This is a genomic window from Paenibacillus qinlingensis (assembly GCF_031455095.1).
GTDB classification, from domain to species: Bacteria; Bacillota; Bacilli; order Paenibacillales; family NBRC-103111; genus Paenibacillus_E; species Paenibacillus_E qinlingensis_A.
Map to the genome: position 1 here is coordinate 1525185 of NZ_JAVDSB010000001.1, position 24693 is coordinate 1549877.

Genomic DNA, 24693 nt, shown 5'->3' on the forward strand with positions numbered 1-24693 from the left:
TCTTTTTTTTGGCTGCCAAGAATGACTCCACGATCATCCGCATATTTTTGGTGAAATAATGGAAAATTAGGTGTACTAGTAACTCGTTAGGAGGCTCATCAGTGAAATGGTTTAGGAAATGGCTACACACGAAACCTGGGTATCCCATTATACCTGAGGATCATTTATCTGAAGAAGAGCACGCTAGATTAACGACAGATTTAGAGCACAATGAATCTATTTTTAAACAAATATTCCAAAAAAGTGATGATATTGTTTTTCGTAAAGTTCAAATGTGTGGACAAAATCATTGGCTGATCATCTACTTTGAAACGCTTGTTGATGAAGTTCTGATTGACGATTATGTATTAAAACCGATGATTGCCAAATCGGACAAACAAGATCATGTCGTCATTGAAAAAACAGACGAGTTGGATGATCATATTATCTCCAATGGGTGGACGTGTGTTACATCCAAAGTAAGTGAGATTGTCAACCAAGTGTTAAAAGGACAAGCCGCTGTTCTTACAATTGGGAACAGTGAAGCCATGATGGTCAAAGTGAATAGTAAGTCACAACGAAGCCTTGAAGAACCTTCATCTGAACCTGTTATTCGTGGTCCTAGGGATGGTTTTATAGAAAATCTCTCCACGAATATTGGATTAATTCGCAGCAGGCTCAAAACATCAAGATTGAAACTGGAATGCTTTACGATTGGTGAACTTACCCAAACACAAGTTTCCATTATGCATATTGCTGGTATTGCTTCTGAAACGATTATTGAAGAAGTACGACAAAGGGTATCTCGGATTCAAGTTGATGGCATTATTGATTCTGGATATGTGGAGGAATTTATTGAAGATAGTCCTTATTCGCCTTTTCCACTTGTACACAGTACCGAACGACCTGATGTTGTTGTTGCCGAGTTATTGGAAGGGAAAATAGCGATTATCGTCGATACCTCTCCATTTGTACTTGTTGTTCCCATGACATTCTGGACGGGTCTCCAAGCAAGTGAGGATTATTATGTTCGCTGGCCGATTGCAACTTTTGTAAGATGGATTCGTTTCCTGTTCATCAGTATTGCGATATTTGCTCCTCCGTTATATGTGGCCATAACGACTTTTAATCAGGAGATGATACCTACCAATCTAGTGTTAAGTATTGCCTCCTCTAGAGAGCCCGTTCCTTTGCCAGCTGTAGTCGAAGCTTTCATCATGGAAATTATCTTTGAAGCCTTGCGGGAAGCAGGGATTCGATTACCGAAACAGATTGGACAAGCGATTAGTATAGTTGGGGCGTTGGTTATCGGTCAAGCGGCTGTACTTGCGGGCATTATTTCCGCTCCAGTCGTTATTATTGTCTCAATTACAGGGATTGCCGCGTTTACGATTCCTCGTTATAGCTTTGGAAATGGTATCCGATTACTTCGGTTTCCAATGCTATTTTTGGCCGGAACGCTCGGACTCTATGGCATTGTCCTAGGGTTTATGGCTATCGTGTTACATATCACAGCGCTTCGATCCTTCGGTATTCCCTATTTCACTCCGACAGCCCCGATGACTTTCAAGGAGTTAAAGGATGTCTTCATCCGGGCGCCGATATGGGCGAAGACACATCGGCCACTAACGACAGCATCAAGCAACCCGGTCCGTGAGCCTGCAGGTCAAAAACCAGGCCCTGAAAATGCGTTAAAAGGGAAAGGGAGTTCAGAATGAAACCATTCCTTTACATTGGTCTGCTATTTACACTGATAACCACCAGTGGATGTTGGGATCGAACCGAAATTAATGATCTTGCCTTCATTATGGGTACGGCATTTGATATAACGGATGATGGGGACTATATCTTATCACATCAAATTGCGATTCCTTCATCCTCCCAAGGAGGGCCAGGAAGTGGTGGAAGCAGCAATGAGAAGTTTTTTGTGATATCTGCAGTTGGTAAGAACATTAATGAAGCGTTCTATAGGCTCCAGAAGAAGAGTTCACGCAGGTTGTTTACGGCACATCGTGTTGTTATTTTTATAGGTGAGCGGTTATCCAAAAGCGGTATTGCAGATATTCTGGACATCTATACGCACGATTCAAAACAACGTTTAAAAACGTACATGATGGTGGTTAAGGGGGGAGAAGGGCGAGACCTCTTGAAAGTGAAATACCCCTTTGAACAAGTGCCCAGTGAAGCTATTAAAGAAATGGAAGCTTTAAATAGCGAATTGGCAATCACATTGCGAGACTTTTTTCAAGCTGCATCCGGAGAGGGAATCAGTCCCGTATTGGGAGCTATAACACCTGATGGCATTACAGAAGGTTTAAAGGAAGACCATATATTCAAGCTAGCTGGATCAGCTATTTTCAAGGATTTTAAGTTAGCTGGGTTTCTAAATGAGAATGAAACCAATGGGTTCCTATGGATAACAAATCGTATGAAACATGGCAGTCTTAACGCCAGCTTACCAGAAGCAGATGGAACAATCGGAATGATTCTGGCTAAGACGAATCGAAAGATAACCACGCAGATCACGGGTGATAAGGTAACATTTAAGATACAACTGCAAGGGGAAGGAAACATATGGGAAAACAATACAAACTTGGATATTCGCAAGCCGCATAATATTAAACTTGTACAGGAGGCGTTGGAGAACTCTGTCCAAAAACAAGTCAAAGATGCCTTATCTAAAGTTCAGTCGCAATACAAAGTTGATAGTGTGGGGTTCGGCCGGGAAATTTATCGCAATAAGCCGAAACAATGGAAAGTGTTGAAAAATCAGTGGAATGATAGGTTTCCAGACGTGGATATTGCTCTTGAGGTGTCAATCAATATCTTAGGCAGCGGGATGGCGGGGCCTCCTTTACACTTGGAGAGAAAGGAAATCAAAAAATGATTTTAAGTACAATTGCGTATATTGGTGTCCTGCTTGTATGGTCATTTGTTAGAATTCGATCTTTCCTAAGTATGCAAAAATACAAAGAAGCGGCTGTATTCGGGACATTAATCGGCATATCGTCGATAGTCGGTTCCTTATTAATGTTTCGGGTCAACGTGCCAAGCATGGTTGTCCCGTTCAAACTTATTTTTGAACCCTTTGGGACTATGCTATTACAGCAGTGAAGGGTTTACTTTTCTTTTCATCGTGTCGATCATGAGAAGTAGCAATGGGATAAGACTTTGCGTGACAAAACCAGCGCTTGGGTAAATCAACGTCAGATAGGTTTGAAGTTCTGCACCATTCTTAAATACCCAAACAGATCCAATGAGGCCGAGTAGGGTTACCGGTGCAACGAGATCACGATAATTTTGAATACGGAAAATCTGGCTAATACTAATACATAATATAAACAACGAAACGGATACTTTTGAAAAACTTCCAATAACCCATATCATGACTGCGATTGCCTCTAGTCGTTCAAATGAACCTTCAATGCCAATGTATTGCATGACACTTAAATACGAATAGTTCAGCTGCCCTGTTAATGAACCGAGAACCATAATCGCTGAAATGACAACGATAAAAATAAAAATAAAAATAGCTAAAAGGGCAAACAAGGAGACCTTGAGTGCCTTTTTCGGCTGATTCAAATAAGGGAGAAGCCAGCCCAAAATAAATAATTGATTCATGAATGCGCCTCCCGGCAGAATGGCACCTTGTAAAACCGGCACGATTCCGTTACCCAGAATTGGCTTCAGCTGTTCGGGATCTACCGCCCCAATCGTTAGTATTAAGAGAGGAATCAGGAAAATCAATTTCATTGGTGTTAAAAACTCCGTCGCTCTTCCTATGACTTCTATTCCCAAATAAACGGCCAGACCGCAAAGTATTAATAATGTCAGACTACCTACAATGGACGGACTTCTTGGTAATAACAGTGCTTTAATGAAAAAGGTATGTTGGATCGTCATAATCGAAAGAGACATGTACCAAAAATAGATATAGTATAAGCCCAGGCATGTTCCTAACCATTTCCCGAGGATTTTTTGACTGTATTGGATGATAGTCAAACCAGGGTATCGTCTCGAAAGTATAACCATCACCCAAATACTCAATAATCCGGTCAATGTAGATGGAATTACCGAAAGCCAAGCATCCTGCATGGCATACATCGCCATCAATCCAGGAATCGTTAAGATGATGGTAGAAGCGACAAAAGAGAATAGAATAATTCCAAACTGCTTTACCGTGATTTGTTCAGTAGGCTGCATCTTCGCCCTCCCTCTCCTAACCTCACAGAGGTTGCTCCAAGTATTGACTTTTCGATACAAATTTATACAAAAAAACTACGTAGAATGCTACAATTCTCATGTAACCATCAGCAGAAGACTTGTCCGAAAGAAGGAAGTGGCTCACGTGCAAGAAGATGTAATCTCCGCTCTGTTGGAAACTGCCGATTTGCACATTCTCAAATTCGATAACCATAATCGTGTAGAGATGAACTATCGTAATCGTATTCTTGAAGAGTACTACATGATGACGTACATAAGAAAAGGGACTGCCAAGTTAAAAGTGCTAGAAAAGGTTTATCATTTGTCCCCAGGAACGGTTATCTTTATTCCTCCTCACCTCAAGCATGATCAATATAAAGATAGTGATGAGGAAACGGAATTCCTTTGGTGGCACTTCACGTATATGATTCAGCATGTGGTTGATGTTCTGCCTTTTTTACAGATACCTTACACGTATTCTCTAAAAAATCATCAAAAGTTCGAGGAAGTCTTCGATGAACTCATGCTTTCCATGTCCAGAAAAGGACACTTACCGAATGTCATTTTGCAAAAGGCGAAGTCGCTGGAATTGCTATATTTACTTTTGGATAATGCGTTTGGCAGCGTTAAGACCTCTATGGAGAGTCAGTCTTCTCACAGTTTCTTATCGATTTTGTTGAGAATTGTTAATCAACCCGAAGCTTCGCTTTCGCTCGCCGATCTGGCTATCGAATTGCACATGAATCCGACCTATGTCAGCAATCATTTCAAGACGATGTTTGGAAAATCTCCAATTCTGCTGCACCGGGAAATCAAAATTGCGAAAGCCAAGTCATTGCTTGAGTTGCGTGAGATGACAATCACGGAAATTAGTGACATGTTGGGCTTTAACGATATTCAAACCTTCACACGACTTTTCAAAAAATATACGGGCATTTCACCTCGTCAATACAAAGAACTATTTAGTCGCCTACATTAAGTGGCGATGGACACCTGTAGAAGTGTTAAATATCAACAAACATTTGTACTGTTTTCCAAAAGTATCCTCATCTACACTTATCTGAAAGGAGTTAATTCCTATATAAGGAGGAGAACAAATGGAAACAGTCAGCATTGTTTTTTCTGAGAAGCAAAAGGTGGAGGTCATCTCGGAATCTTTTGACGCTTCACTCGGACAGACGGAGATGTTATGCGCGGCGATTTGTTCGCTAATCAGCACAGGGACAGAGCTTCAGTGCCTGAGAGGCGTCTTTGATCCGGATACCAATTGGTCAAGCTGGGTGCACTATCCATTTCGTCCCGGCTATTCCATGGTGGCTGAGGTGATCGAAGTAGGGACGGCAGTTCAGCATGTACAAAAAGGGGACCGCGTGTTTGTAGAAAATTCGCATACCCAGTATTTTAAGACGGAGTCTACACGTGCTGTACTTCTGCCAAAGGAGATAGACGTTGAAGAGGGTGCCTGGATTAATTTGTCCAAAACGACCCAGCTTGGCGTGAGAAGAGCAGAACTGTTTCTTGGAGAAACAGTCGGTGTTATTGGGCTAGGACTCCTTGGTCAGCTCGTGACGCAGTACCTCTATCTATCTGGAGCCAAAGAAGTTTACACGATGGATCCAGCAGAGAGCCGTGTTCAACTTGTGTGGGATAAACCGGGGATTCATCGGCTAGCAATGGATGCAGGGAAGGCGAATGCCTATATCGCTGAGCAGACGAAGGGCAAGATGCTGGATGTCGTATTTGATATTACCGGACATCCTGCTGTATTAGCGCAAGCAACTCAACTTGTTAAACCATTGGGACGAGTCATACTATTGGGAGATACAGCTACGCCATCCGTTCAGGGAATGGGCCGTAACGTGGTTTCCAACTCGGTGTCCATTCTCGGTATTCATGCTCAAATGTCTTATAAAGGATGGCAACATCCTGAAATGGCAGAACTATTCATAAATTACCTGTTGCAAGGGAGAATGGATGTTAAACTATTAATTTCACATCGGTATTCACCTCATGATGCACCGCAAGCGTACGAGTTGTTGGTTAACAATCGAAGCTCGGCGATGGGGGTTCTATTTGACTGGAAGCGGCTTGTGGAATAATACCAATTGGACGATTACTTAGTGAATCTTAAGCACTTATACGTAGTTAGCCACTCCTATTAAGGGGTGGTTTTTTGTTGATCAATAAAATATAACAACATTAATTTATTGCAAAACGATAATTATTATGCTAAATTCAATCTGACATAGGCGTTTTATTGGATTTCAAGGGTCGAGTAAAAAGTGAAATGGAGGCCGAGTATGAGCAACGAACCTATCATTAGTTTGCAACATGTAACGAAAAGGATCGGCCGAACGACCATCATCGACAATCTTTCATTTGATGTGCCGCAAGGTGAAATTTTTGGTTTCCTTGGCCCGAACGGGTCCGGCAAAACGACAACCATCCGGATGATCGTCGGACTGATGTCGACCACCCATGGCAAGATACTGATCAAAGGTAAAAATATCAAGACCGAATTTGAACAAGCGATTCAACACGTCGGAGCCATTGTAGAAAATCCAGAAATGTACAAGTATTTGAGCGGGTATCACAATCTCGTTCATTACGCCCGCATGACGCCAGGTGTGACGAAAGAAAGAATTGACGAAGTCGTCAAGCTGGTTAAGTTGGAGAACCGCATACATGACAAGGTCAAAAAATACTCGTTAGGTATGCGCCAACGGCTCGGTGTCGCTCAAGCTCTGCTGCACCGACCGTCCCTGTTGATACTGGATGAACCGACGAACGGTCTGGATCCGGCGGGCATTCGCGAGTTGCGCGATTATTTAAGTCTGTTGACCCGCATGGAAGGTATTACGGTTATCGTATCCAGCCATCTATTATCCGAGATGGAACTCATGTGCGACAGAGTGGCCATTCTGCAGCAGGGCAAGCTAATCGACGTAAAGCCGATCCAGCATTTTACCCAAGGAAGCGGTCAAACATCCACCTATCGAATCGAAGTACAGCCACACGAACAAGCGATGGATGTATTGGGAGCCATGAAAGTCATTCAAGGGGTTAAGCTCGTTGAAGAGGGACTCATTGAAGTCACAACCGAACGGGATCACGTGCCGGACATGCTGGCCCATTTAACGCAATACCAAATTCGAGTTTATAGTGTTCAAATGGTTCGTCCGTCGCTGGAAGATCGATTCTTGGAGATTACGGGTACTGGGAGGAAGGCAGAGTGATAAATCTTGTACGTAATGAAAACATGAAAATCTACCGAAGGACGAGAACATGGATCCTGGTCGGATTTATGATCGCATTGGTTCTTTTTGTCAACATCATGGAATGGCATTCGGATGGCAAACGGTCGCAAGGCGAAGGTTGGAAGATGGAGCTGACACAGGAGAAAGAGCACCGAACTGAGCTTTTAACAAAGCCGGAACTAAATGCAGAAAGCCGTACCTATAACCTACAGAGGATCGCACTCATTGAATATCACCTCGAGAAAAATATACCCACGGCGGAAGGCACGTTATGGGATGGCATTAATGGTTCAGCCTCTATGGTGCTCGTGATTACCGTATTCACCATTATTATCGCAGGCGACATCCTGGCAGGCGAATTCTCGACGGGTACGATTAAGCTGCTCCTAATCAGACCGGCTAATCGTCTTAAGATCCTTATAGCCAAATATGCAGCGTCATTGATGTTCGGCTTGCTTTTGTTACTCATATTATTCGTTGTATCTTTCACTGTAAATGGTATTCTGTTCGGGTTTGGCGATTTGAAGCTGCCACTAGTCGAGGTCACCTATGACGGAATTATCGTTGAGAAAAATATGCTCCTTCATTTGTGGAAAACGTATCTTCTTAATGGGGTATCCACCATCCTTTATGTGACCATGGCTTTTATGATTTCATCCGCTTTCCGCAGCAGTACCATGGCCATCTCGTTTTCCATCGTTGCCATGTTTGGAGGCAATATTCTGTTGGAGGCGCTGCAGCGGTTTGATTGGAGCAGATATTTGTTATTTGCGAATACTGATCTTACCCAATATCTGAGTGGGAGACCTTATCAAAGTGGCATGACGCTTTCATTTTCCATCGGAATGCTTGCGGTTTACTTTCTTGTATTTAATCTGATCTCGTGGCTTATGTTTACACGAAGAGATGTGGCCGCATAAGTTAAAGGAATGAAAGGAGTAGGGTGATGTAAAGAAAATGTAAAAGAAAATATTTACAATTTAACCATGATTAATGCAACTAGATTTAATAATCCTTCACTATCATGAAATAAGAGATGTCATCACATCCAATTTTTGATAGAGAGAAGGAGAAATATGATGAAACTAGTATTGATGGGAGATCTACATTATCACCAGGTGGATGAAACAATTCCAGGATGGTTAGAGGCTCGTGATACCTTCTTTCAAACATTTCTGGGACGATTTTTGGAATTGGAAGCAGATGCTCATATTTCAGTTGGGGATCTTACCAATTATGGACACACGTCTGAGCTGCAGGAAGTCTATGCGATTGTACGCAAAAGTGGAAAAACGTTTTATCATGCAATGGGTAATCATGATCTTTATGCACAAACGAGAAGAGAAGTACTCGAAATAAGCGGACAACCACGCTATCATGCAATTACGACAGATCACGCCATCCTTGTATTTCTGGATACAGCGAAAGAAATGGATTTTGAGGATTGGGGAGGATGGGTTGACGAAGAGCAACTGACATGGTTCGAAGATGTTATTCTAGCTTCGGGGTCCAAACCTGTCATTGTATTTGCACATCATCCTGTACATCAAACGACAACGAATTCAGATAAAGACAAAGGATCCATTCATCCTAGCATTGATATGTGGAAGATTCTAAGCAAGAAAGATGGCGTAGGCATCTATGTGAATGGTCATACGCACATTGATTCGATTGTCAATCAAAATAACTGGACGTTCGTTCAATTATCAGCGTGTCTCGATCAACATGGTTTACGTATTATGGAGATTGATGAGGAAGAAATCCGCATTTCAGCAGTCGATCTAGAAGACGCTGCTTTAACAGATAATGTAGAGATGTTATACAACACGATGAAGCATTTTAGACACACTGCTAACGCACGTGGGATAGATTCAGATCGTGAATGCAGCGTCTCTTTGCGGATAGCGGCAGAACACTAATTCGTGTTTTGGTTGACCCCATGACGAATAAGGAGATGCTGATAGATGAAGAGGCTAACGCATGATGAAGGTGGGTTGTTTTTCGAAAGATTAAACACGCATCGGATGGTGGCTTCCATTAAGGAACCGAAACAAATCGAAATTGCTTTGTCGCTTAGAAACCAATTAAGTGGCGTATTTCTCCTAACAGGACATATTGGCGTCATTAAAAGTTATGTGGATGTGTTCAAAAATCATCAGTTACCGGTATTTCTGCACATGGAAAAGATTGGTGGTTTAAGTACGGATTTCTATGGGATGGATTACTTGGCAAAAGTCATTAAACCAACAGGCATCATTACCACGAAGACGAATGTAGTAAAAACAGCGAAAAAAATGGGCTTGTTCACCATTCAACGCTTTTTCCTAGTAGATACGGAGGGGATGGAGAACATCTCCAAAAGTGTTACTCAAATCGAGCCAGACATCATCGAGGTTATGCCAGCGCGAATTCCAGAAATGATTGGGGAAATCAAAAAGTTTACATCCATCCCGATCATTACTGGAGGATTGCTGTTTGAACGAACACATGCCATGGAATGTTTTAAGTATGGCGCAACCGCCGTATCTTCTTCGAAATCGGAATTATGGCGGGAAACGTATGGTGAAGAAGAAAAGAAGCTTCGTATTATTGTGTGAGAAGGTTTAAATAAGCTTTGAATTTTCAAAACATTCACATGGATTTGACACTGGGTTAATACAGGACGATTATGATGAACAAGACAAGTAAATAGCAGTAGGTTGGAGTAGTGGAGAAGCCTGATTAGCGGCCGACTTTAAGTCGGCGGTTGATTTAGGCTTCTTTCTTTGTAATTTGATATCAAAAATTAGGAGGAAATTGAAAATGATGAAGAAAAAATGGGTATCTCTTCTTACGCTTAGCTCCATAGTCATGTTAACTGCATGTGGAACAGGTGGTACAGGCAGTAAGTCCGCTTCGAGCTCTAAGGCCTCTTCAGGAGAGAAAGTTGTCATTAAATACTGGACAGCGAATGGTGGGAAAATCGAGGAAGCGAAACAAATCCTCGTCAAAAAATTTAATGAGTCACAGAACAAAATTGAAGTGCAGCAAGCGAACCAAGGTACATACGATGATCTAAATGCAAAAGTACAAGCTGCTTTCGCAGCAGGAAATGCGCCAGCCGTATTTGATCTAGAAATTTCTTCTACCGGCATTTTTTCCCGCTCAGGCATGCTAGCTGATCTAACACCACTTGCTGCAAGGGATGAGGCACAAGTGAATATTAAAGACTTTATCCCGGGACTCATGGGGAATGCATATGTGGATGGCAAGCTTTACGGGATTCCATTTATGCGCAGCACGCCGATCTTTTATAAGAATGTCTCGATGTTAAAAGATGCTGGCTTGGATCCTGCAGGTCCAAAAAGTTGGGCAGAGCTGGAGCAATATGGCCGCGTATTGAAAGCGAAAGGTAAAACACCATTGACAATGGCTGTCGGCGTCTGGGAATATGAGGCACTTGTCGCACAAAGCGGTGGTAAAGTGATCAGCGACGACAATAAAAAAGCAACGTTCAACTCTCCTGAAGGTGTAGCGCCGGTTGAGTTTTGGAAGAAAATGTCCGATGACGGTTTAATCAAATTTACAGTTGGAAAGACAGCAGGCGCTGATGCCGATAAGGATTGGACCAATCAGCTTTCCGCATTTAAAATCGGATCCACCGCAGGCGTTTCTGCAAGCATGGAGGTAGCAAAAGGCAATAATTTTGAGATGGCGACCAGCTTTATGCCTGCAAACAAACAGTATGGAGTTCCGACCGGTGGATGTCATTTGTCCATCACATCTAAGCTAAGCAATGCAGAAAAAGAAGCAACTTGGGAGTTTATTAAATTCATGACTACCAAAGAAAATACGATTTATCAGCATAAATATGTTGGATACCTGCCAAGCCGTCTATCTGCTTTACAAAGTGAAGAATTGCAAACTTACTATAAAGAGTTTCCACAATACAAGGTTGCTTCGGATCAATTACAGTATGCCGTACTTCGTCCAAGCGCAAATGGGTACGCTGAAATTTCAAAAACGATTATCGATGCTATGACGAAAGCCATTCTCGAAAAAGATGTTAAACCGCAAGATGCGATGAATGAGGCTGCGGAGAAAGCAAATAAATTGTTGAGCAAGTAAACAATGGAAGAGAAGTGCCAGCTTCCTTGTTAGGAAGCTGGCCAACTACTAATTCAACTAGAAGAAAGGCTGATCTTACCTGTGGAATGGTTATCTGACATTAAAGTAATTATTTTTGATATGGATGGAACACTTTATCAAGAAGACACCTTCATGGACCGGTATATCCGCTATTTGTTAGAGGGTACAGAATGGGAACAAGATACACAATTTTCAATAGCATCATCAAGGAAGATTTTATCAGGGAATCACACGATCAAACTAGGCCATTTTTATCACAAATTAGATGATGTCGCACTTGTTCAGAACGCTGGGAGATTTGTTCATGGATTTCTATCAAACGGTGATGAGCTCGAAGGGCAAGAATTTGCTGAGAAATACGCAGCGTTATCCATATATGATACCAATCTTATCTATATGGGTGATCCCTGGGGAATCGTGAATACAATCCGTCATAAATGCAAGATTCATGAAGAACAAATGAAAATAGCTTTTGAACGCGTACGTGAAGAAATGATTCTTGAACCGTACCAATTTGGACTGCAGCATGACCTGTTTCAAACCATTCACAACCTAACAGCAATTGATAGAAAAATATTGATGACCAATACCTACGAAAAATCCGGTATCGATTTTTTGCACTATATGCAAATACACCACATGTTTAACGAAATTTACTGTGGTGCTGATAAACCGTTTGGCATACAGAAGTACATGGCCTCATTACTTGAGCAGGGTTATCACGCGCATGAGGTGCTATCGATTGGCGATAATCCATGGAATGACTTGTATCCGGTCAAACAAGCGGGAGGTCGCACTTGTTTCATTTCTCCTTATCAGAACGGGGACAATCAGCAATGGGATTTACGTTTGCACACATTAGACGAGTTGAAGCAGCTCATGCAGGCTATACAGAATAGCACTGTCACTATTCAAGTGTAACAACAGCAGACAAGTAAAGGAGATGAACGTATGGCACGGATCCAATTGATCAATATCGGCAAAAAGTATAAAGAAGAGACGATTATTAGCGGTTTGAATCTTACGATTAAAGATGGGTCGTTTACCGTTCTCGTTGGCCCATCTGGTTGCGGGAAATCAACGACGCTGCGCATGATTGCAGGACTTGAAAAACAGAATGAAGGTCAAATATGGATTGGTGATAAGTGTGTTAATGATACACAGCCAGGACTTCGAGATGTCGCCATGGTTTTCCAAAACTATGCCTTATACCCGACGATGACCGTACGTCAAAATATTGAATTTGGTCTGAAAAACAGAAAAGTGCCGAAGGCAGAGCGAGAAACTTTGATTCATGATATATGTGAAATCGTTGCATTAACGCCTTATCTAGATAAAAAACCACAAACCTTGTCCGGCGGTCAGCGTCAAAGGGTCGCCCTAGCCCGTGCGATGGTTAAAAATCCAAAAGTATTTATTTTGGATGAACCGCTTTCCAATCTAGATGCCAAGCTGCGTAATCAAATGCGCACGGAGTTGATTCAACTTCATAAAAGGCTGGGCACGACGTTTGTCTATGTCACCCATGATCAGGTGGAAGCCATGTCTATGGGGGATGAGATTGTTCTTATGAATAAAGGGGTTATTCAGCAAGCAGACTCTCCATTGAAACTTTACAATGATCCGGATAATGTCTTTACAGCACAGTTCATCGGGACACCAGCTATGAATATCTTTCAGTTTACTGATGTACGAGGGTTAAAGGTAGATTCAACCTCCAAAATTGGTTCAATTGGCTTCCGTGCAGAGCATGTGGTGATGTCCCCGAATGAACGCATTGATGGATTTGTGGTTGAAGGGGAGATCCTAACCAGAGAAAGTCTTGGCTCGGAAAATATTTATCAAATCAAATCGGAGATGGGCATATTTTTCGTAAAGACCTTCCTAACTTCCTTGCACATGGAAAATCAGGTCAAAACCGTAATTCCCTACGATAAGCTCTATTATTTTGATCAGAATGGTGAAAGAATTCGCCATATTGAACGGCAGAAGACTGAAGTGCTTGAGGTAGGGGCAACGACAAAAGAAACACGACAAGACACTCTCCTTGTTGCTGGGAGTGGTGTGTAAGATGACAATGTGGGAAAAATTGCGTCCATATGCCATGGTGGCACCTGCCATTACTGTGTTTTCATTGTTTTTTATTTACCCGATCATCTATATGATGTACCTAAGTATGTATGATTGGAACTTTATTAGCCCAACGAAAAACTTTGTTGGTATTCAAAACTTCACAGATCTCCTTACGGAGAAAGAGTTTCTACAAGTCATTTCAAATTCAACGATTTACACGGTGTTGACCGTTACCTGTATTATTGTATTTTCCTTATTACTTGCGCTTTGGTTGAATAAAGCCAGCGTGTTTCAGACCTTCGTCCAAGGTGCTATCTTCAGTCCGCATATTGTTTCCTGGGTATCCATTTCCATGATCTGGGTGTGGGTCATGGATCCGCAGTATGGCTTACTGAACTGGTTCATCGGGTTGTTTGGCTTTGGTAAGCTAGCGTGGCTTTCTTCACCGAGTACATCCTTGGTTTCCTTAGTCATCGTCGCTGTATGGAAAGGACTTGGTTATAACACCCTTGTGTTTATCGCTGGGTTGCAAAGTATTCCTAGAGATATTTATGAGGCGGCAGCACTAGATCGTTCCAAGCCTTGGACAACCTTTTACCGACTAATTCTACCCATGCTCTCGCCAACCATCTTCTTCTTGGTGGTTATCAATATGATTGGTTCATTCCAGGTTTTCGAAACGATCGCCATTATGACGCAGGGAGGACCCGTTAACTCAACGAATACGCTTGTCTATTACATCTATGAGTACGGTTTCCGCTTCTTCAAAATCGGCAGTGCTTCAGCCGCAGGTGTCATTTTACTATTCATTGTCGGGATCTTAACGATTATTTACTTTAAATTGATGTCCAAACGCGTTCATTATCAATAGAAAGAAGGGAATGCATTGAAAGCTGAGCAGACAATTGATTCTGATCGTACTGTGATATACGTAAGAAGCAAAGAAGAGATTGTATCAAGAATTTCCCAGTATATTTTCAAAACCATTAGCATTGTTTGCATGATAGGTTTAGTCCTCATTTTTGCAATGCCATTTTTCTGGATGCTGTCAACTTCACTGAAGACGCTGCCTGAAACCATGATTTTCCCGCCTAATTGGATTCCTAAACAGTTCATTTGGAGCAATTATTCAAAAGCATGGGGATCAGGACCGTTTTTACACTATATTACAAACAGCTTTATAATTTCGATCAGTATTCTCGTAGCGCAGATGCTCACCATTATTCCAGCAGCGTATGCTTTTGCACGGTATAAATTTAAATTTTCAGGATTTCTGTTCGGTATGGTTATGATTACGTTAATGATACCGTCGCAATTAATTTTCTTGCCTGTCTATTTACAATTGAGTACATGGAAATTGCTAAATACACATCTAGCGCTTATACTCCCATTTGCGTCAAGTGCTTTCGGTATTTTCCTATTGAGACAATCGTTTAAACAAGTTCAGGAAGAACTGATTGAAGCAGCGCGGTTGGATAGTGCCAAAGAATGGCAGATTATTGTCAAATTAATGGTGCCTATGGCCAAACCGGTTCTGGCGACTTTTGCCCTATTCAGCTTTATTGCACATTGGAACGACTACTTCTGGCCTCTAGTCATGACGACGGATGATGTCGCGCGAACATTGCCACTAGGGATTGCAAAGATTCGTGAAGAAGAGGGAGTAGCCAATTGGAATGTGTTAATGGCCGGCAATATGATGTTGGTAACACCCATTCTTATTGCATTCTTTTTTGCACAAAGGCATATCATACGTGCGTTTGTTTATACAGGGGTTAAATAAATAGGCAGTAATGGAGGGAACCATGTGGACATGGTTCTTTTTTTTGCATACGAATCATATTTAGATAACAACAATAGTATATCTAAATACAATGTTATTTTATTGTATAACGATAAATAATGTGTTAGAATCATCTTGTCATTAAATAAGCGAGGTGTCAGAAATGAATGTTGGACGGGGTTCAACCACTTTCTTAAAGGTCATTATTTTTCTAGCTGGAATTGCCGTACTTGCTTTCTGTATCTGGTTGCCTGTAATAGCCGTTAGAGATGCAAAAGCACATCCAGATACGGCCTACTTCCTAATCCCATTTTTAGTATGTGCATACGGGTTCTGTGCGGCGTTTGCTGTTTCGTTATTTCAAGCTTATAAACTATTAACCTACATCGAAAAGAACAAAGCAATCTCTGAATTATCTCTAAAGTCCTTGACGATAATAAAAAAATGCGCTTTTGCCGTCATTTGCCTCCTCGTGATAGGAATTGTGAGCTTGAGGGTGCTTGCTGCAGTTACAGTTAGCGATGACGCTGCAGGTCCTACGTCTTTATGTCTAATGGCTATCCTACTAACAAGTATTTTCGCGGCCATCGTAGACGTACTTCAAAAGCCAATGAAAAATGGGATTCATTCATAGGGACTAGGATCAAATTTTACAACTCGATAACAACTTCCAGTGAGGTATTTGTTATGCTTGTTATGGAGTGTGATCGTATGGCTAAAATACTCATCGTAGATGATGAAAGAGCAATCAATGATTTAATCGCGGTTCATCTAAAAATGGTCGGGCACGAATACATTCAACTGTATAGCGGGGATCAGGTTTCTGACGTTTTGCATGCGAATAAAATCGATTTGGTCATTCTGGATGTGATGCTTCCAGGCAAAGACGGGTTTGAAGTTATCTCGGAAATAGTGAAACGAAACGTACCAGTGATCTACTTAACGGCGAGAGATTCTCTTGCAGATAAGGTTCATGGCTTGGAAATCGGTGCCGAGGACTACATAGCCAAACCATTTGAAGCCGTGGAACTAATTGCTCGCATCCATGTCATATTGAGAAGAAACCAACGGGAGAATAACGAAATCATACTAGATCACATTGTTGTAGATTTAGACAAGCATACCGTGATGGTGCAGGGACAACGCATTGACATGACGAACAAAGAATTCCAACTGCTTGAACTGCTTATTCAAAATAAGAATATTGCCCTGTCTAGAGAAAGAATTGTCGAACGAGTATGGGGATTTGATTTCTACGGAGATACAAGGACTGTCGACGTCCACATTCAGAAGCTGAGAAAGAAGCTTAATTGGGACAATCAGATTAAAACAGTGTATAAGTACGGTTATAGGCTTGAGGTGTAAGAATGAAGTTTTGGCAGAAAACGTATTTGCTTGTCCTGATTGTATTTCTCATTGTCTTCGATCTTGGTGCGTATGGACTTCTAAAAAAGAGTTATCAATTAAACGAGAAGATGGACATCTCAAGAGGGTTTAATGAGTATGAGGGCTTTGAAAACGCCTTAAGTTATATACTTAATGTTTATACGCAAAGTACAGGCGGAGCCGACTATGGCTCCGTTATTGGTGGTTTTGCAGCTAATTATTATAAAAAAGGAATTCAAGCTGAGGTATATAACGGGAATCAACTGATTTTCTCAAATGCTTATCAATTTGATGGTAAACGTGAAGAATTGCAGGGGGATTCTCGAAAGTCCACCTACAGAAATATTCAGGGACAGCTCTGGATTTTTGTAGGGGGCAAGATGGATTTTCAGGAGTTCAGGTTGGTCATCTCCAGAAATTCTGATTATCTGCAGGCCAATTATCAGACGCTGCTCCATTATTTTATAACGCTCAGTGTCGTGATTTCAGTGCTATTATCGGTTGTGCTCATATTACTTTTGTTTCAATTAACTTCACCAATCAGACGGTTAAATAAAGGGGTCAAAGACATAGCCGCGGGTGCCTACCATAAACGAGTTAAGGTGACTGGCAATGACGAAATCGGGGAGTTAGCGCAAAATTTTAACAAGATGGTTGATGCGGTGTCTACGAATATTGCAACGATTCAAACAGCAAATGAAGAGAAACAAACTTTTATTAACAATCTTACCCACGAAATAAAAACGCCGATAACGGCGATTAAGGGATATAGTGAATTTTTGACTCATGCCAACTATGACGAAGATGATCGGAGAATGGCCATCGGTTACATTCTTGAGCATGCCAACCGACTGGATCTGCTTTCGAAAAAGATGATGGAATTGTTGTATTTGAAAAATGGCGACATCTGCATGGAACGCGTTGATGTAAACGACCTTTTTACGTATGTGGTAACCATGGTACAGCATCAGTTGGAAGTTAAACAGATAACAGTGGATACGGAATGTTTAGCAGATCACATTGCTGGTGATAAAACGCTCCTGCAAACGTTATTCATAAACTTAGTAGAAAATAGTGTGAAGGCTTCCCATCCTGGAGGAAAGATTACGTTGAAAAGCAGCTACCGGGAACGAGATGTGATTGTTGAAGTACTTGATTGTGGGAAAGGAATTCCAGAGAAGGACATAGCACAACTAACAGAAGCTTTCTATGTAGTGGACAAATCCCGTACCAGAGAACTCGGTGGAATCGGATTAGGATTATCGATTTGCAGCCAAATCGCTGAGCTTCATCATGCGCGTATCCAAATTACATCGAAAGAGAACGAATTTACGAAAGTGTCGATCGATTTTACAACTCCATAATAACTAGAAGACAAGTTTATCATATCGCTCCCTTATTCTATATGTGTAACAAGCGATATCAACTAAACGATGGAGGTAATGAACATGAAGAAAAAAATGTACGCAACACTACTTACGGCAGGCGTAGCTACGGCTTTGATCGCAGGCAACGGTGCTATTTCAGCTTTTGCTTTATCTATGGATTCAGCACCAAGTGTCAAAGTGACAGGTCAACAGAAGGTGGCTGTACCGCAACCTGTAGATGCTAATGCGCAAGGATCTACTATGGAAGGATTTACTCCAAACCCAGATTATAAGGAACCCGTTAAGACATCCCAAGATATGAAAGAGGATCAGGCAATTGAAATTGCCAAGAAGGCACTTCAAAGCAAATACAATGAGTCCTTAGCTGGTTTGGATCAAACGACCTATTTTGTGAATCTTGTGGACAAGGAAGGAACGTACTATTCCGTTTTCTTTACAACGCCAGTTGACGGTAAAACGAAGCAGCAGCTGCAAGAGGAAGGCGATGTGTATATCGCAAATGTCAATTCCAAAACAGGTGAAGTTGTTTCTGCTGATAAAAATCCAGTAGCTAACAATCCAAAAGGCGGTTAACTTACAACAATATAAACACATATGATAGATAAAATGCGAAAAAGTCCGACCACTTGTCGGGCTTTTTGTATATGGATTCAGTTTATTAATGATAATAATAGAATATTGAATATTGATACTCATGATTAATTATTCAATAATGAGCGTGTAAGACGCAGAGGCGAGAGAGCTTATAGAGAGTGTGATGGATTAACTTACCTATTAATAGGTATATTAGCAGATGAAGTGGAGGATGATCTTATGCTATACGAGTTGCGGATTTATGATATTGTACCTGGTCGCATGGAAGCTATCCTAGATCGGTTTCGGGATAATGTGATAGCCCTTCTAGCCAAACATGAAATGAAGACAACGAATTTTTGGGTAGACGCGGACGAATCGAAAAATCGTCTCTATTACGTACTCGAACATGAGAACGCAGATTCACGCGAGCGAAACTTTGAAGCTTTCCTGCATGACCCAGAATGGCTGGATATTCAGTATAGAACGGAATTAAATGGACCTCTGTACGAGAAAATAGAGAGCATCTTTATGCAAAATGTTCCTTTTTTTAAATCCATTTAGGAAGGTGGTACAACCATGGAGACAGTCCAGTATGACATTGAATTCGATAATGCTATTTTATTTGGTCAATTCATCATGGTTTTGAAAGAAGGAAGAATGGTTGGAGGAGGCATGATTGAAGCTTGGAATGAGCATGAAGTCAAAGTGAGTGACAAATGGTATTCTCGTAAAAAATGTTCGTTTATTGTGTCGCCAGCACCACAAACTTCGATGTACTAGTAATCGTAAGGAGCCACTTTGAAGTGGCTCTATTTTGTTTTGAACTTTGTATTGAACACGGACTAAGCTAGAATCGTACTTTCTTCGGTTAACTTCAAGTTAACAATATGTTGTGATAATAAATCAATAAATAACCGAGCAGCTTTGCTTACATATTTATCTTTATGATGGATAATGCCAATTTCCCTGTTGAGTGTTGGATTAACGATCTTAATCGCCTTTAGTTGGTTATCGTTGTACATATTCAAGTACGTTTTGGATAGCGCGGTCACACCTGTACCCGACTTGACAAGGTCAATAATGGTTTCAATCGCTGTTGTTTCAATAATCGGTTCGATAGGTATACCACAAACAGTGCTGTTTAGATCAATAATTTGGCGACATTTATGCGATTGCGGGAAGAGGATAACTGGGTAACTGCTTATTTCGTTAAAGTGAATACTGTCTCGGTTGGCCAATGCATGGTCTCTAGAAACAGCCAAATAGATATCTTCTTTGTACAGCGGAATTTTGCGAATACGATCATCATCGACTGGAAAAATAGTGATGGCCAGATCTATTTGATTTTGTATGACACGCTCGACAATATCGTCAAGATTTAAAATTTTAATTTGTATTTCTGGATATATCTGATGAAAGTCGAGTAACAAAGAAGAAACGAGCTGAGTTAACTCACCTGGAAGTGCACCAATGGATAATGTTCCGCGAGTAACCTTCTGAAGCTCCATAATTTGCACTTTGACGTTAGCTAAAGAAGAAAAAATCACTGTGCACTCATTTAATAAAATAGTACCTGCTTCCGTAATGGCAATCTTTTTACCGATTCGATCAAATAAGGGTACCCCTAGCTCATCCTCCAGCGACTTGATTTGATGACTCAGCGTGGGCTGACTCATACCCAGTTTTTCTGAAGCCCTTGTAAAATGCAATTCTTCACAAATGGCCATAAAATATTCCAGTTGTCGAAACTCCATAGGTATACCTCACTTTATGATTGATAATGACAAATAGTAGTATGTATTTCACTAAAAGTAAATGCGGGTATCATTCCTTTAAACTTATACTTTATCATAAAAACCCTTTTTTTATGTAAGAAGGGAGTGAAGTGAAGTTAATCATCCATATTAGTAATGATAACGATAGAATTTTGAATATTGATACTTATCATCAATTATTCAATAATGGTATTTATCTTGCAAGAACAACTACCTTTTAATAGGTAAATAAGGGAGGGAATGTCGTCATCCTTTTGATTGATAGAACTTGCTCTAATAAGTTGAGAAGAATAAAAGACAGAAAGTAGTGAACATCATCCATGCCAACCATAACAGTCGTACAAAAACAAAAAAGCATAGGTTCCATTGAATTCTTACCCGTTAATCTATTCGCGTCGGTTATGGGCATTTCAGGACTGTCATTAGCATGGAGACAAGCAAGTAAGTTATTCGGTACTTCACTTGTTATCGCTGATATCATCGGAATGGTCGCGGTGCTTACGTTTATCGTGTTAAGCATTGGTTATCTGGCAAAGTGGATCCTATATCCGCAAAAAGTGAAAGATGAATTTAAACATCCTATCATAGGTAATTTCTTTGGTACGATCACCATTGCCATACTATTGCTATCCTCCGTGGTTGGGACTTACAGTGAACGAACGGGTCAAGTTCTCTGGATCATCGGAACCGTAACGACATTAGTCCTTAGTTATATCATCGTTGCACGCTTGTTAGGCGGGAATCACGAGCACGGTCATGCCGTACCTGCCTGGCTCATCCCTGGGGTAGGGACACTTGATATTGCTGTTGCAGGTGGCAATATGCCGTTTGCTTGGGCGCATGAAGTTAATCTGCTTTCCCTAGCGATTGGCGGTATTGTCGCATTAGTTTTCCTGACCATGATCTTATCCAGATTGATACATCATGCGCCTATGCATGCAGGTTTAACTCCATCCATGCTTATCATGATTGGGCCGTTTGAAGTCGGATTTCTGGGGTATATCAATTTTGAGCATCGAGTTGACCAGTTCGCATCGATTTTGTTTTACTTTGGTTTGTTTTTGTTCATCGTAGTATTCTTCAAAGTATTTAGAAAGTCCATTCCATTTGGGGCGTCTTGGTGGGGTGTAAGCTTTCCATTGGCCGCACTCAGCAATGCGGCATTACAATATGCGATGTTTGTAGATGGTTGGCCGCTTATTACGGTAGCTGCAATTATTCTTGTTTTGATGAACATCGTTCTGATCGTTCTCTTTGTACGAACTTTAAAGTCGTTATTTAATGGAAATCTGCTTAAAGGGTGATAATAGAGCTCTTTTCTTCAGATACTACTAGCGTAATTCTGAACCTCATTTGTTTACGACCACTTTACTATGAAATGGAGCTGCCAAAAATGAAAACATTAGTTATCGTTACGCATCCGAATATTGAAGGATCCAACTGGAATAAAGCTTGGGTGGAGGAATTACAAAAGCATAATGAATTCACCATACATCAGCTATACAAAACGTATCCGGATGAAAAGATCGATGTTGCCAAAGAGCAGCAATTGCTGGAGTCGCATGATCGCATCATTTTCCAATACCCGTTTTATTGGTACAGCTCGCCACCGTTGCTCAAAAAGTGGTTTGATCAAGTACTGCAGTATGGATGGGCTTATGGACCAGATGGGTCAAAGACAAAAGGCAAAGAAATAGGGGTTGCGATTTCAACTTATGGTACGGAAGCTTCCTATCAGCATAGTGGTTCTAATCAATTTACCATTCAAGAATTGCTGCGGCCCATTGAAGCCCTTGCTAAATTCATAAGTGCCACTTATTTGCCGCACTTCTCATTAAATGATGCGTCAAACGTGACAGCGGAACGCCTAGCCAAGAGCAGCAAGGACTACATTCAACATCTCAAATCTGTCAAACCAGCCATGGTTCATTCATGAAAGTTATAGTCCTATAAATCCGTAAAATCAAACAGCAGTCCAATGATTTTCACTAAATCTTTGGACTGTTGTCTATTTCTTGATTAGGTTAACAGCTTCTGACTGTTATAGACATAACGCATCATTATGATAGAAAACGGGATATTGATGGAGTACATACGGTTTTACTATAATCAGATTGCGCAGAAAATGACAGACTAGAGGTATCCAGCTATGAACGTAACGATAGTGAACAAAATAACGAAGGGCACAAAAAGGAAGTCCTTGTATCACTTTACGAGAGCACGAAACTTGCCTTCCATCTCGCACGTCGATGCTTTGTATTCTTGTCATGATGTAAATCCTAATTTGTCTGATGCACGGCGAGAAGTAAGGAGTGAAATTAGTTTCAATGGTCATCTATTTGTAGCAAACGCGCATTTAAAAATAGCTGATGGAGTCATGGATGTTAATACATCTCATCTGACATTTCATCAATATGTAGATAAGCATGTATTTTTTTGGCCGACACAAAGAGATTGTCAGAAAATGCTTGAGATTTATTCAAAAAGAGAACCAAACGAAGCTTTCGCTGTTCTTCAATTCGATGCGCAATCATTGATGACTGACTTTTATGACCAGATAAAGTTAACGAAGTACGATTCGGGCAGCTCCCCTCGATACCCAACTCGGACCTCATATAAAAAAAGTTTGCAGATGTTCTTGCGACTAGAGCAATTCCAGCAAATAGATCGAAATGATGTACCAACCAAACCATCTGAGATACGTGAAGTCCTTGTGGAAGGTAAAGTAACAGATGTGACCCGTTATTTACAAACTTTGTATTGTGATCATACTAGCCTGTTGAACGATAATTGGAGGGAGCATGCACAGCCATTACAAGGATTTTATAGGTAGGAATCTAAAGGAGGACTGGAATAAATGATTTGGAATACGTTGAAATCGAAAGGTTTTTTATCCGGATACATGCTAATTCTTCTCATGCTAGTTGGAGCAGTATGTCTAGAACAAAAGGAGATTCTCTGTTTGCGATTACGACGGCAATATTTACTTTTGTGATCATGTTAGCTGCTTATAAGTGGAGGAAACCAGAAACAATGACGCCAGGCGCGCCGCAACAATTTCGGAAAATAACCGATACGCTTATCATTAGTATCATCTTATGTCTTTGGATCGGATTGGCACTCGCAACGAATCTGGAAGTTATCGTGGTTCCACCTGTATTTGCCCTTATTTTCGAATTATTTCATACGGAGAAATTTAATTGGAGACTGATTCCATCTCGGTTAGCGGTATTGACGTTGACAGCTATTTTTTCGGTTGGTGTCTTTCACTTGTTGTCGGGATCCATCATTTGGGTTGGTTTAATCAATGTACTGATCACACTCATTCTCTGCGTGTTGTTTAAAACACCTGTACCTATTGCATTCGGTGTCTCCTTAATGCCACTCATCGTTCCTGCATGGGGGAGCTGGGCTTTTCCAGTAGGCGTATTTGTTACGACTGGTGTTTTGATGAGTCTGTCGGCAGCCTATCGTCAATTAAGGAATAAACAAGGGATACAACAACAATTTCTGAACAGAGATAAAATAAATCATGAGAGTAAGCCGCCACGATTGGCGGCTTTTTCTCATGATCACCTCAAAGCGAGCCATTCATGTGGTCTATGGCTACTGTCAAATATATTAATTACTTGTATGCATCAAATTCGTACTATAGTAGAACTACGGAAAGAAGACATCGATTACGGCATGGAAAGTTCCATCCCGCGTGAGAGGAGAGATTACAATGATGCACTATTACTTTTCTGATAAAGCGCATATCTTTTGGGATGATGTGATTGAAGCTGTTGTGATTCGTTGGAATTCGGTAGCTAAAGAAGAGGAATTTCGCGTCCCCTTAGATAAAGTGATTGAACTTGCCGTTATAAAAAAAGCAAAAAAAGTACTGATTGATAAAAGTCCTAAAATGGTTTTAACAGAAGATGCTGAATGGTTCTCGATGGAGTGGTTACCTAGGCTCCTTCATGCGGGCATTCAATTTACAGCTACCGTGATTCCAGAGCATACAGTAGCTCCTCTTGATATGAAAAATGCAATTGAAAAAGAAACATTGCCAATCAATTACCATGAGTTCGAAGATATACACAATGCGGTTGGTTGGTTATCCGAAGCATCTGAAGTATCTGCGTGATAGAAGATAGGCATTC

General features: G+C 41.0%; 27 protein-coding genes. 25 read left to right on the top strand and 2 right to left on the bottom strand.

The genetic code is table 11. The features are described from left to right. Positions 1-101: 101 nt before the first annotated feature. From J2736_RS06940 to J2736_RS06950, 3 genes are read left to right on the top strand one after another with little or no spacing between them, the layout of a single operon-like run. A complete protein-coding gene (locus tag J2736_RS06940) occupies positions 102-1697 on the top strand; it encodes a spore germination protein (protein WP_310224710.1) in 1596 nt (531 codons plus the stop codon). Continuing rightward, entirely contained in the window at positions 1694-2866 is a 1173-nt protein-coding gene (locus tag J2736_RS06945; RefSeq protein ID WP_310224711.1) for a Ger(x)C family spore germination protein, read from the top strand. The genes J2736_RS06940 and J2736_RS06945 overlap by 4 nt, the downstream gene beginning before the upstream one ends. Beyond that, on the top strand, positions 2863-3093 hold the full coding sequence (locus J2736_RS06950) for a hypothetical protein (RefSeq protein ID WP_310224713.1): 231 nt from the start codon (positions 2863-2865) through the stop codon (positions 3091-3093). The genes J2736_RS06945 and J2736_RS06950 overlap by 4 nt, the downstream gene beginning before the upstream one ends. On the opposite strand, the gene J2736_RS06955 is transcribed toward J2736_RS06950, so the two are convergent. After that, a complete protein-coding gene (locus tag J2736_RS06955) occupies positions 3082-4182 on the bottom strand; it encodes a GerAB/ArcD/ProY family transporter (RefSeq protein WP_310224715.1) in 1101 nt (366 codons plus the stop codon). The two genes, J2736_RS06950 and J2736_RS06955, sit on opposite strands and share 12 nt — an antisense overlap. Before the next feature lie 145 nt (positions 4183-4327). On the opposite strand from J2736_RS06955, the gene J2736_RS06960 reads away from it, so the two are divergent. The 17 genes from J2736_RS06960 (at position 4328) to J2736_RS07040 (ending at position 19553) form a co-directional block, all read left to right on the top strand. Further along, complete coding sequence (locus tag J2736_RS06960) at positions 4328-5161, top strand: helix-turn-helix domain-containing protein (protein WP_310224717.1); 834 nt, start codon at positions 4328-4330, stop codon at positions 5159-5161. A gap of 118 nt (positions 5162-5279) precedes the next feature. After that, entirely contained in the window at positions 5280-6281 is a 1002-nt protein-coding gene (locus J2736_RS06965) for a zinc-binding dehydrogenase (RefSeq protein WP_310224719.1), read from the top strand. 201 nt (positions 6282-6482) lie between these two features. Next, positions 6483-7418: an ABC transporter ATP-binding protein gene (locus tag J2736_RS06970; RefSeq protein WP_310224721.1), complete on the top strand. Its 936-nt coding sequence runs from the start codon at positions 6483-6485 to the stop codon at positions 7416-7418. Beyond that, positions 7415-8359 (top strand): ABC transporter permease, encoded by a 945-nt coding sequence (locus J2736_RS06975; RefSeq protein ID WP_310224724.1) that lies wholly within the window; start codon positions 7415-7417, stop codon positions 8357-8359. The genes J2736_RS06970 and J2736_RS06975 overlap by 4 nt, the downstream gene beginning before the upstream one ends. A gap of 156 nt (positions 8360-8515) precedes the next feature. Further along, entirely contained in the window at positions 8516-9358 is an 843-nt protein-coding gene (locus J2736_RS06980) for a metallophosphoesterase family protein (protein WP_310224726.1), read from the top strand. A 45-nt stretch (positions 9359-9403) separates the two neighbouring features. Next, positions 9404-10036 carry a glycerol-3-phosphate responsive antiterminator gene (locus tag J2736_RS06985; RefSeq protein ID WP_310224728.1) on the top strand — a complete coding sequence of 211 codons (633 nt, stop codon included), beginning with the start codon at positions 9404-9406 and terminating at the stop codon, positions 10034-10036. A gap of 205 nt (positions 10037-10241) precedes the next feature. Further along, the gene (locus tag J2736_RS06990) at positions 10242-11546 is read left to right on the top strand and encodes an ABC transporter substrate-binding protein (RefSeq protein WP_310224730.1); all 1305 of its coding nucleotides are present in this window, start codon (positions 10242-10244) and stop codon (positions 11544-11546) included. An 81-nt stretch (positions 11547-11627) separates the two neighbouring features. Beyond that, positions 11628-12488 carry an HAD family hydrolase gene (locus tag J2736_RS06995; RefSeq protein ID WP_310224731.1) on the top strand — a complete coding sequence of 287 codons (861 nt, stop codon included), beginning with the start codon at positions 11628-11630 and terminating at the stop codon, positions 12486-12488. Between the two features lie 30 nt (positions 12489-12518). After that, positions 12519-13637, top strand: coding sequence for an ABC transporter ATP-binding protein (locus J2736_RS07000; RefSeq protein WP_310224733.1), 1119 nt, complete (start codon positions 12519-12521; stop codon positions 13635-13637). A 1-nt stretch (position 13638) separates the two neighbouring features. Continuing rightward, positions 13639-14511: a carbohydrate ABC transporter permease gene (locus J2736_RS07005; protein ID WP_310224735.1), complete on the top strand. Its 873-nt coding sequence runs from the start codon at positions 13639-13641 to the stop codon at positions 14509-14511. Between the two features lie 129 nt (positions 14512-14640). Then, positions 14641-15423 (top strand): carbohydrate ABC transporter permease, encoded by a 783-nt coding sequence (locus J2736_RS07010; RefSeq protein ID WP_310225255.1) that lies wholly within the window; start codon positions 14641-14643, stop codon positions 15421-15423. Between the two features lie 163 nt (positions 15424-15586). Continuing rightward, the gene (locus J2736_RS07015) at positions 15587-16057 is read left to right on the top strand and encodes a DUF2975 domain-containing protein (protein ID WP_310224737.1); all 471 of its coding nucleotides are present in this window, start codon (positions 15587-15589) and stop codon (positions 16055-16057) included. A 77-nt stretch (positions 16058-16134) separates the two neighbouring features. Then, on the top strand, positions 16135-16788 hold the full coding sequence (locus tag J2736_RS07020; RefSeq protein ID WP_310224739.1) for a response regulator transcription factor: 654 nt from the start codon (positions 16135-16137) through the stop codon (positions 16786-16788). A gap of 2 nt (positions 16789-16790) precedes the next feature. After that, positions 16791-18173 carry a sensor histidine kinase gene (locus J2736_RS07025; protein WP_310224741.1) on the top strand — a complete coding sequence of 461 codons (1383 nt, stop codon included), beginning with the start codon at positions 16791-16793 and terminating at the stop codon, positions 18171-18173. A gap of 84 nt (positions 18174-18257) precedes the next feature. Continuing rightward, positions 18258-18770: a hypothetical protein gene (locus J2736_RS07030; protein WP_310224743.1), complete on the top strand. Its 513-nt coding sequence runs from the start codon at positions 18258-18260 to the stop codon at positions 18768-18770. A gap of 240 nt (positions 18771-19010) precedes the next feature. Further along, positions 19011-19334 carry an NIPSNAP family protein gene (locus J2736_RS07035; protein WP_310224746.1) on the top strand — a complete coding sequence of 108 codons (324 nt, stop codon included), beginning with the start codon at positions 19011-19013 and terminating at the stop codon, positions 19332-19334. A 15-nt stretch (positions 19335-19349) separates the two neighbouring features. Next, positions 19350-19553 (top strand): hypothetical protein, encoded by a 204-nt coding sequence (locus tag J2736_RS07040; RefSeq protein WP_310224748.1) that lies wholly within the window; start codon positions 19350-19352, stop codon positions 19551-19553. 62 nt (positions 19554-19615) lie between these two features. Here the strand turns inward: J2736_RS07040 and J2736_RS07045 are convergent, their stop codons facing one another. Continuing rightward, positions 19616-20527: a LysR family transcriptional regulator gene (locus J2736_RS07045; protein ID WP_310224750.1), complete on the bottom strand. Its 912-nt coding sequence runs from the start codon at positions 20525-20527 to the stop codon at positions 19616-19618. Between the two features lie 341 nt (positions 20528-20868). Between J2736_RS07045 and J2736_RS07050 the strand changes: the two genes are divergently transcribed. The 5 genes from J2736_RS07050 to J2736_RS07070 all read left to right on the top strand — a co-directional run bounded on the left by J2736_RS07050 (position 20869) and on the right by J2736_RS07070 (position 24677). Beyond that, a complete protein-coding gene (locus tag J2736_RS07050; protein ID WP_310224751.1) occupies positions 20869-21852 on the top strand; it encodes an SLAC1 anion channel family protein in 984 nt (327 codons plus the stop codon). A gap of 89 nt (positions 21853-21941) precedes the next feature. Beyond that, complete coding sequence (locus J2736_RS07055) at positions 21942-22484, top strand: NAD(P)H-dependent oxidoreductase (RefSeq protein ID WP_310224753.1); 543 nt, start codon at positions 21942-21944, stop codon at positions 22482-22484. 213 nt (positions 22485-22697) lie between these two features. Beyond that, positions 22698-23381 carry a DUF7002 family protein gene (locus J2736_RS07060; RefSeq protein ID WP_397340162.1) on the top strand — a complete coding sequence of 228 codons (684 nt, stop codon included), beginning with the start codon at positions 22698-22700 and terminating at the stop codon, positions 23379-23381. 101 nt (positions 23382-23482) lie between these two features. Further along, on the top strand, positions 23483-24295 hold the full coding sequence (locus tag J2736_RS07065) for a hypothetical protein (RefSeq protein WP_310224757.1): 813 nt from the start codon (positions 23483-23485) through the stop codon (positions 24293-24295). Next, entirely contained in the window at positions 24273-24677 is a 405-nt protein-coding gene (locus tag J2736_RS07070; RefSeq protein WP_310224759.1) for a hypothetical protein, read from the top strand. Before J2736_RS07065 ends, J2736_RS07070 begins: the two co-directional genes overlap by 23 nt. Positions 24678-24693 lie beyond the last annotated feature (16 nt).

What these genes read in the sequence shown, in the direction of transcription:
- J2736_RS07060 (WP_397340162.1), top strand. Translation starts at nt 22,698, where the DNA reads ATGAACGTAACGATAGTGAACAAAATAACGAAGGGCACAAAAAGGAAG.
- J2736_RS06955 (WP_310224715.1), bottom strand. Translation starts at nt 4,182, where the DNA reads ATGCAGCCTACTGAACAAATCACGGTAAAGCAGTTTGGAATTATTCTA.
- J2736_RS06970 (WP_310224721.1), top strand. Translation starts at nt 6,483, where the DNA reads ATGAGCAACGAACCTATCATTAGTTTGCAACATGTAACGAAAAGGATC.
- J2736_RS07055 (WP_310224753.1), top strand. Translation starts at nt 21,942, where the DNA reads ATGAAAACATTAGTTATCGTTACGCATCCGAATATTGAAGGATCCAAC.
- J2736_RS07000 (WP_310224733.1), top strand. Translation starts at nt 12,519, where the DNA reads ATGGCACGGATCCAATTGATCAATATCGGCAAAAAGTATAAAGAAGAG.
- J2736_RS07030 (WP_310224743.1), top strand. Translation starts at nt 18,258, where the DNA reads ATGAAGAAAAAAATGTACGCAACACTACTTACGGCAGGCGTAGCTACG.
- J2736_RS07070 (WP_310224759.1), top strand. Translation starts at nt 24,273, where the DNA reads ATGATGCACTATTACTTTTCTGATAAAGCGCATATCTTTTGGGATGAT.
- J2736_RS06965 (WP_310224719.1), top strand. Translation starts at nt 5,280, where the DNA reads ATGGAAACAGTCAGCATTGTTTTTTCTGAGAAGCAAAAGGTGGAGGTC.
- J2736_RS07025 (WP_310224741.1), top strand. Translation starts at nt 16,791, where the DNA reads ATGAAGTTTTGGCAGAAAACGTATTTGCTTGTCCTGATTGTATTTCTC.
- J2736_RS07045 (WP_310224750.1), bottom strand. Translation starts at nt 20,527, where the DNA reads ATGGAGTTTCGACAACTGGAATATTTTATGGCCATTTGTGAAGAATTG.
- J2736_RS06950 (WP_310224713.1), top strand. Translation starts at nt 2,863, where the DNA reads ATGATTTTAAGTACAATTGCGTATATTGGTGTCCTGCTTGTATGGTCA.
- J2736_RS07065 (WP_310224757.1), top strand. Translation starts at nt 23,483, where the DNA reads ATGTCTAGAACAAAAGGAGATTCTCTGTTTGCGATTACGACGGCAATA.
- J2736_RS07010 (WP_310225255.1), top strand. Translation starts at nt 14,641, where the DNA reads ATGATAGGTTTAGTCCTCATTTTTGCAATGCCATTTTTCTGGATGCTG.
- J2736_RS07020 (WP_310224739.1), top strand. Translation starts at nt 16,135, where the DNA reads ATGGCTAAAATACTCATCGTAGATGATGAAAGAGCAATCAATGATTTA.
- J2736_RS07035 (WP_310224746.1), top strand. Translation starts at nt 19,011, where the DNA reads ATGCTATACGAGTTGCGGATTTATGATATTGTACCTGGTCGCATGGAA.
- J2736_RS06980 (WP_310224726.1), top strand. Translation starts at nt 8,516, where the DNA reads ATGATGAAACTAGTATTGATGGGAGATCTACATTATCACCAGGTGGAT.
- J2736_RS07040 (WP_310224748.1), top strand. Translation starts at nt 19,350, where the DNA reads ATGGAGACAGTCCAGTATGACATTGAATTCGATAATGCTATTTTATTT.
- J2736_RS06990 (WP_310224730.1), top strand. Translation starts at nt 10,242, where the DNA reads ATGATGAAGAAAAAATGGGTATCTCTTCTTACGCTTAGCTCCATAGTC.
- J2736_RS07015 (WP_310224737.1), top strand. Translation starts at nt 15,587, where the DNA reads ATGAATGTTGGACGGGGTTCAACCACTTTCTTAAAGGTCATTATTTTT.
- J2736_RS06945 (WP_310224711.1), top strand. Translation starts at nt 1,694, where the DNA reads ATGAAACCATTCCTTTACATTGGTCTGCTATTTACACTGATAACCACC.
- J2736_RS07050 (WP_310224751.1), top strand. Translation starts at nt 20,869, where the DNA reads ATGCCAACCATAACAGTCGTACAAAAACAAAAAAGCATAGGTTCCATT.
- J2736_RS07005 (WP_310224735.1), top strand. Translation starts at nt 13,639, where the DNA reads ATGACAATGTGGGAAAAATTGCGTCCATATGCCATGGTGGCACCTGCC.
- J2736_RS06985 (WP_310224728.1), top strand. Translation starts at nt 9,404, where the DNA reads ATGAAGAGGCTAACGCATGATGAAGGTGGGTTGTTTTTCGAAAGATTA.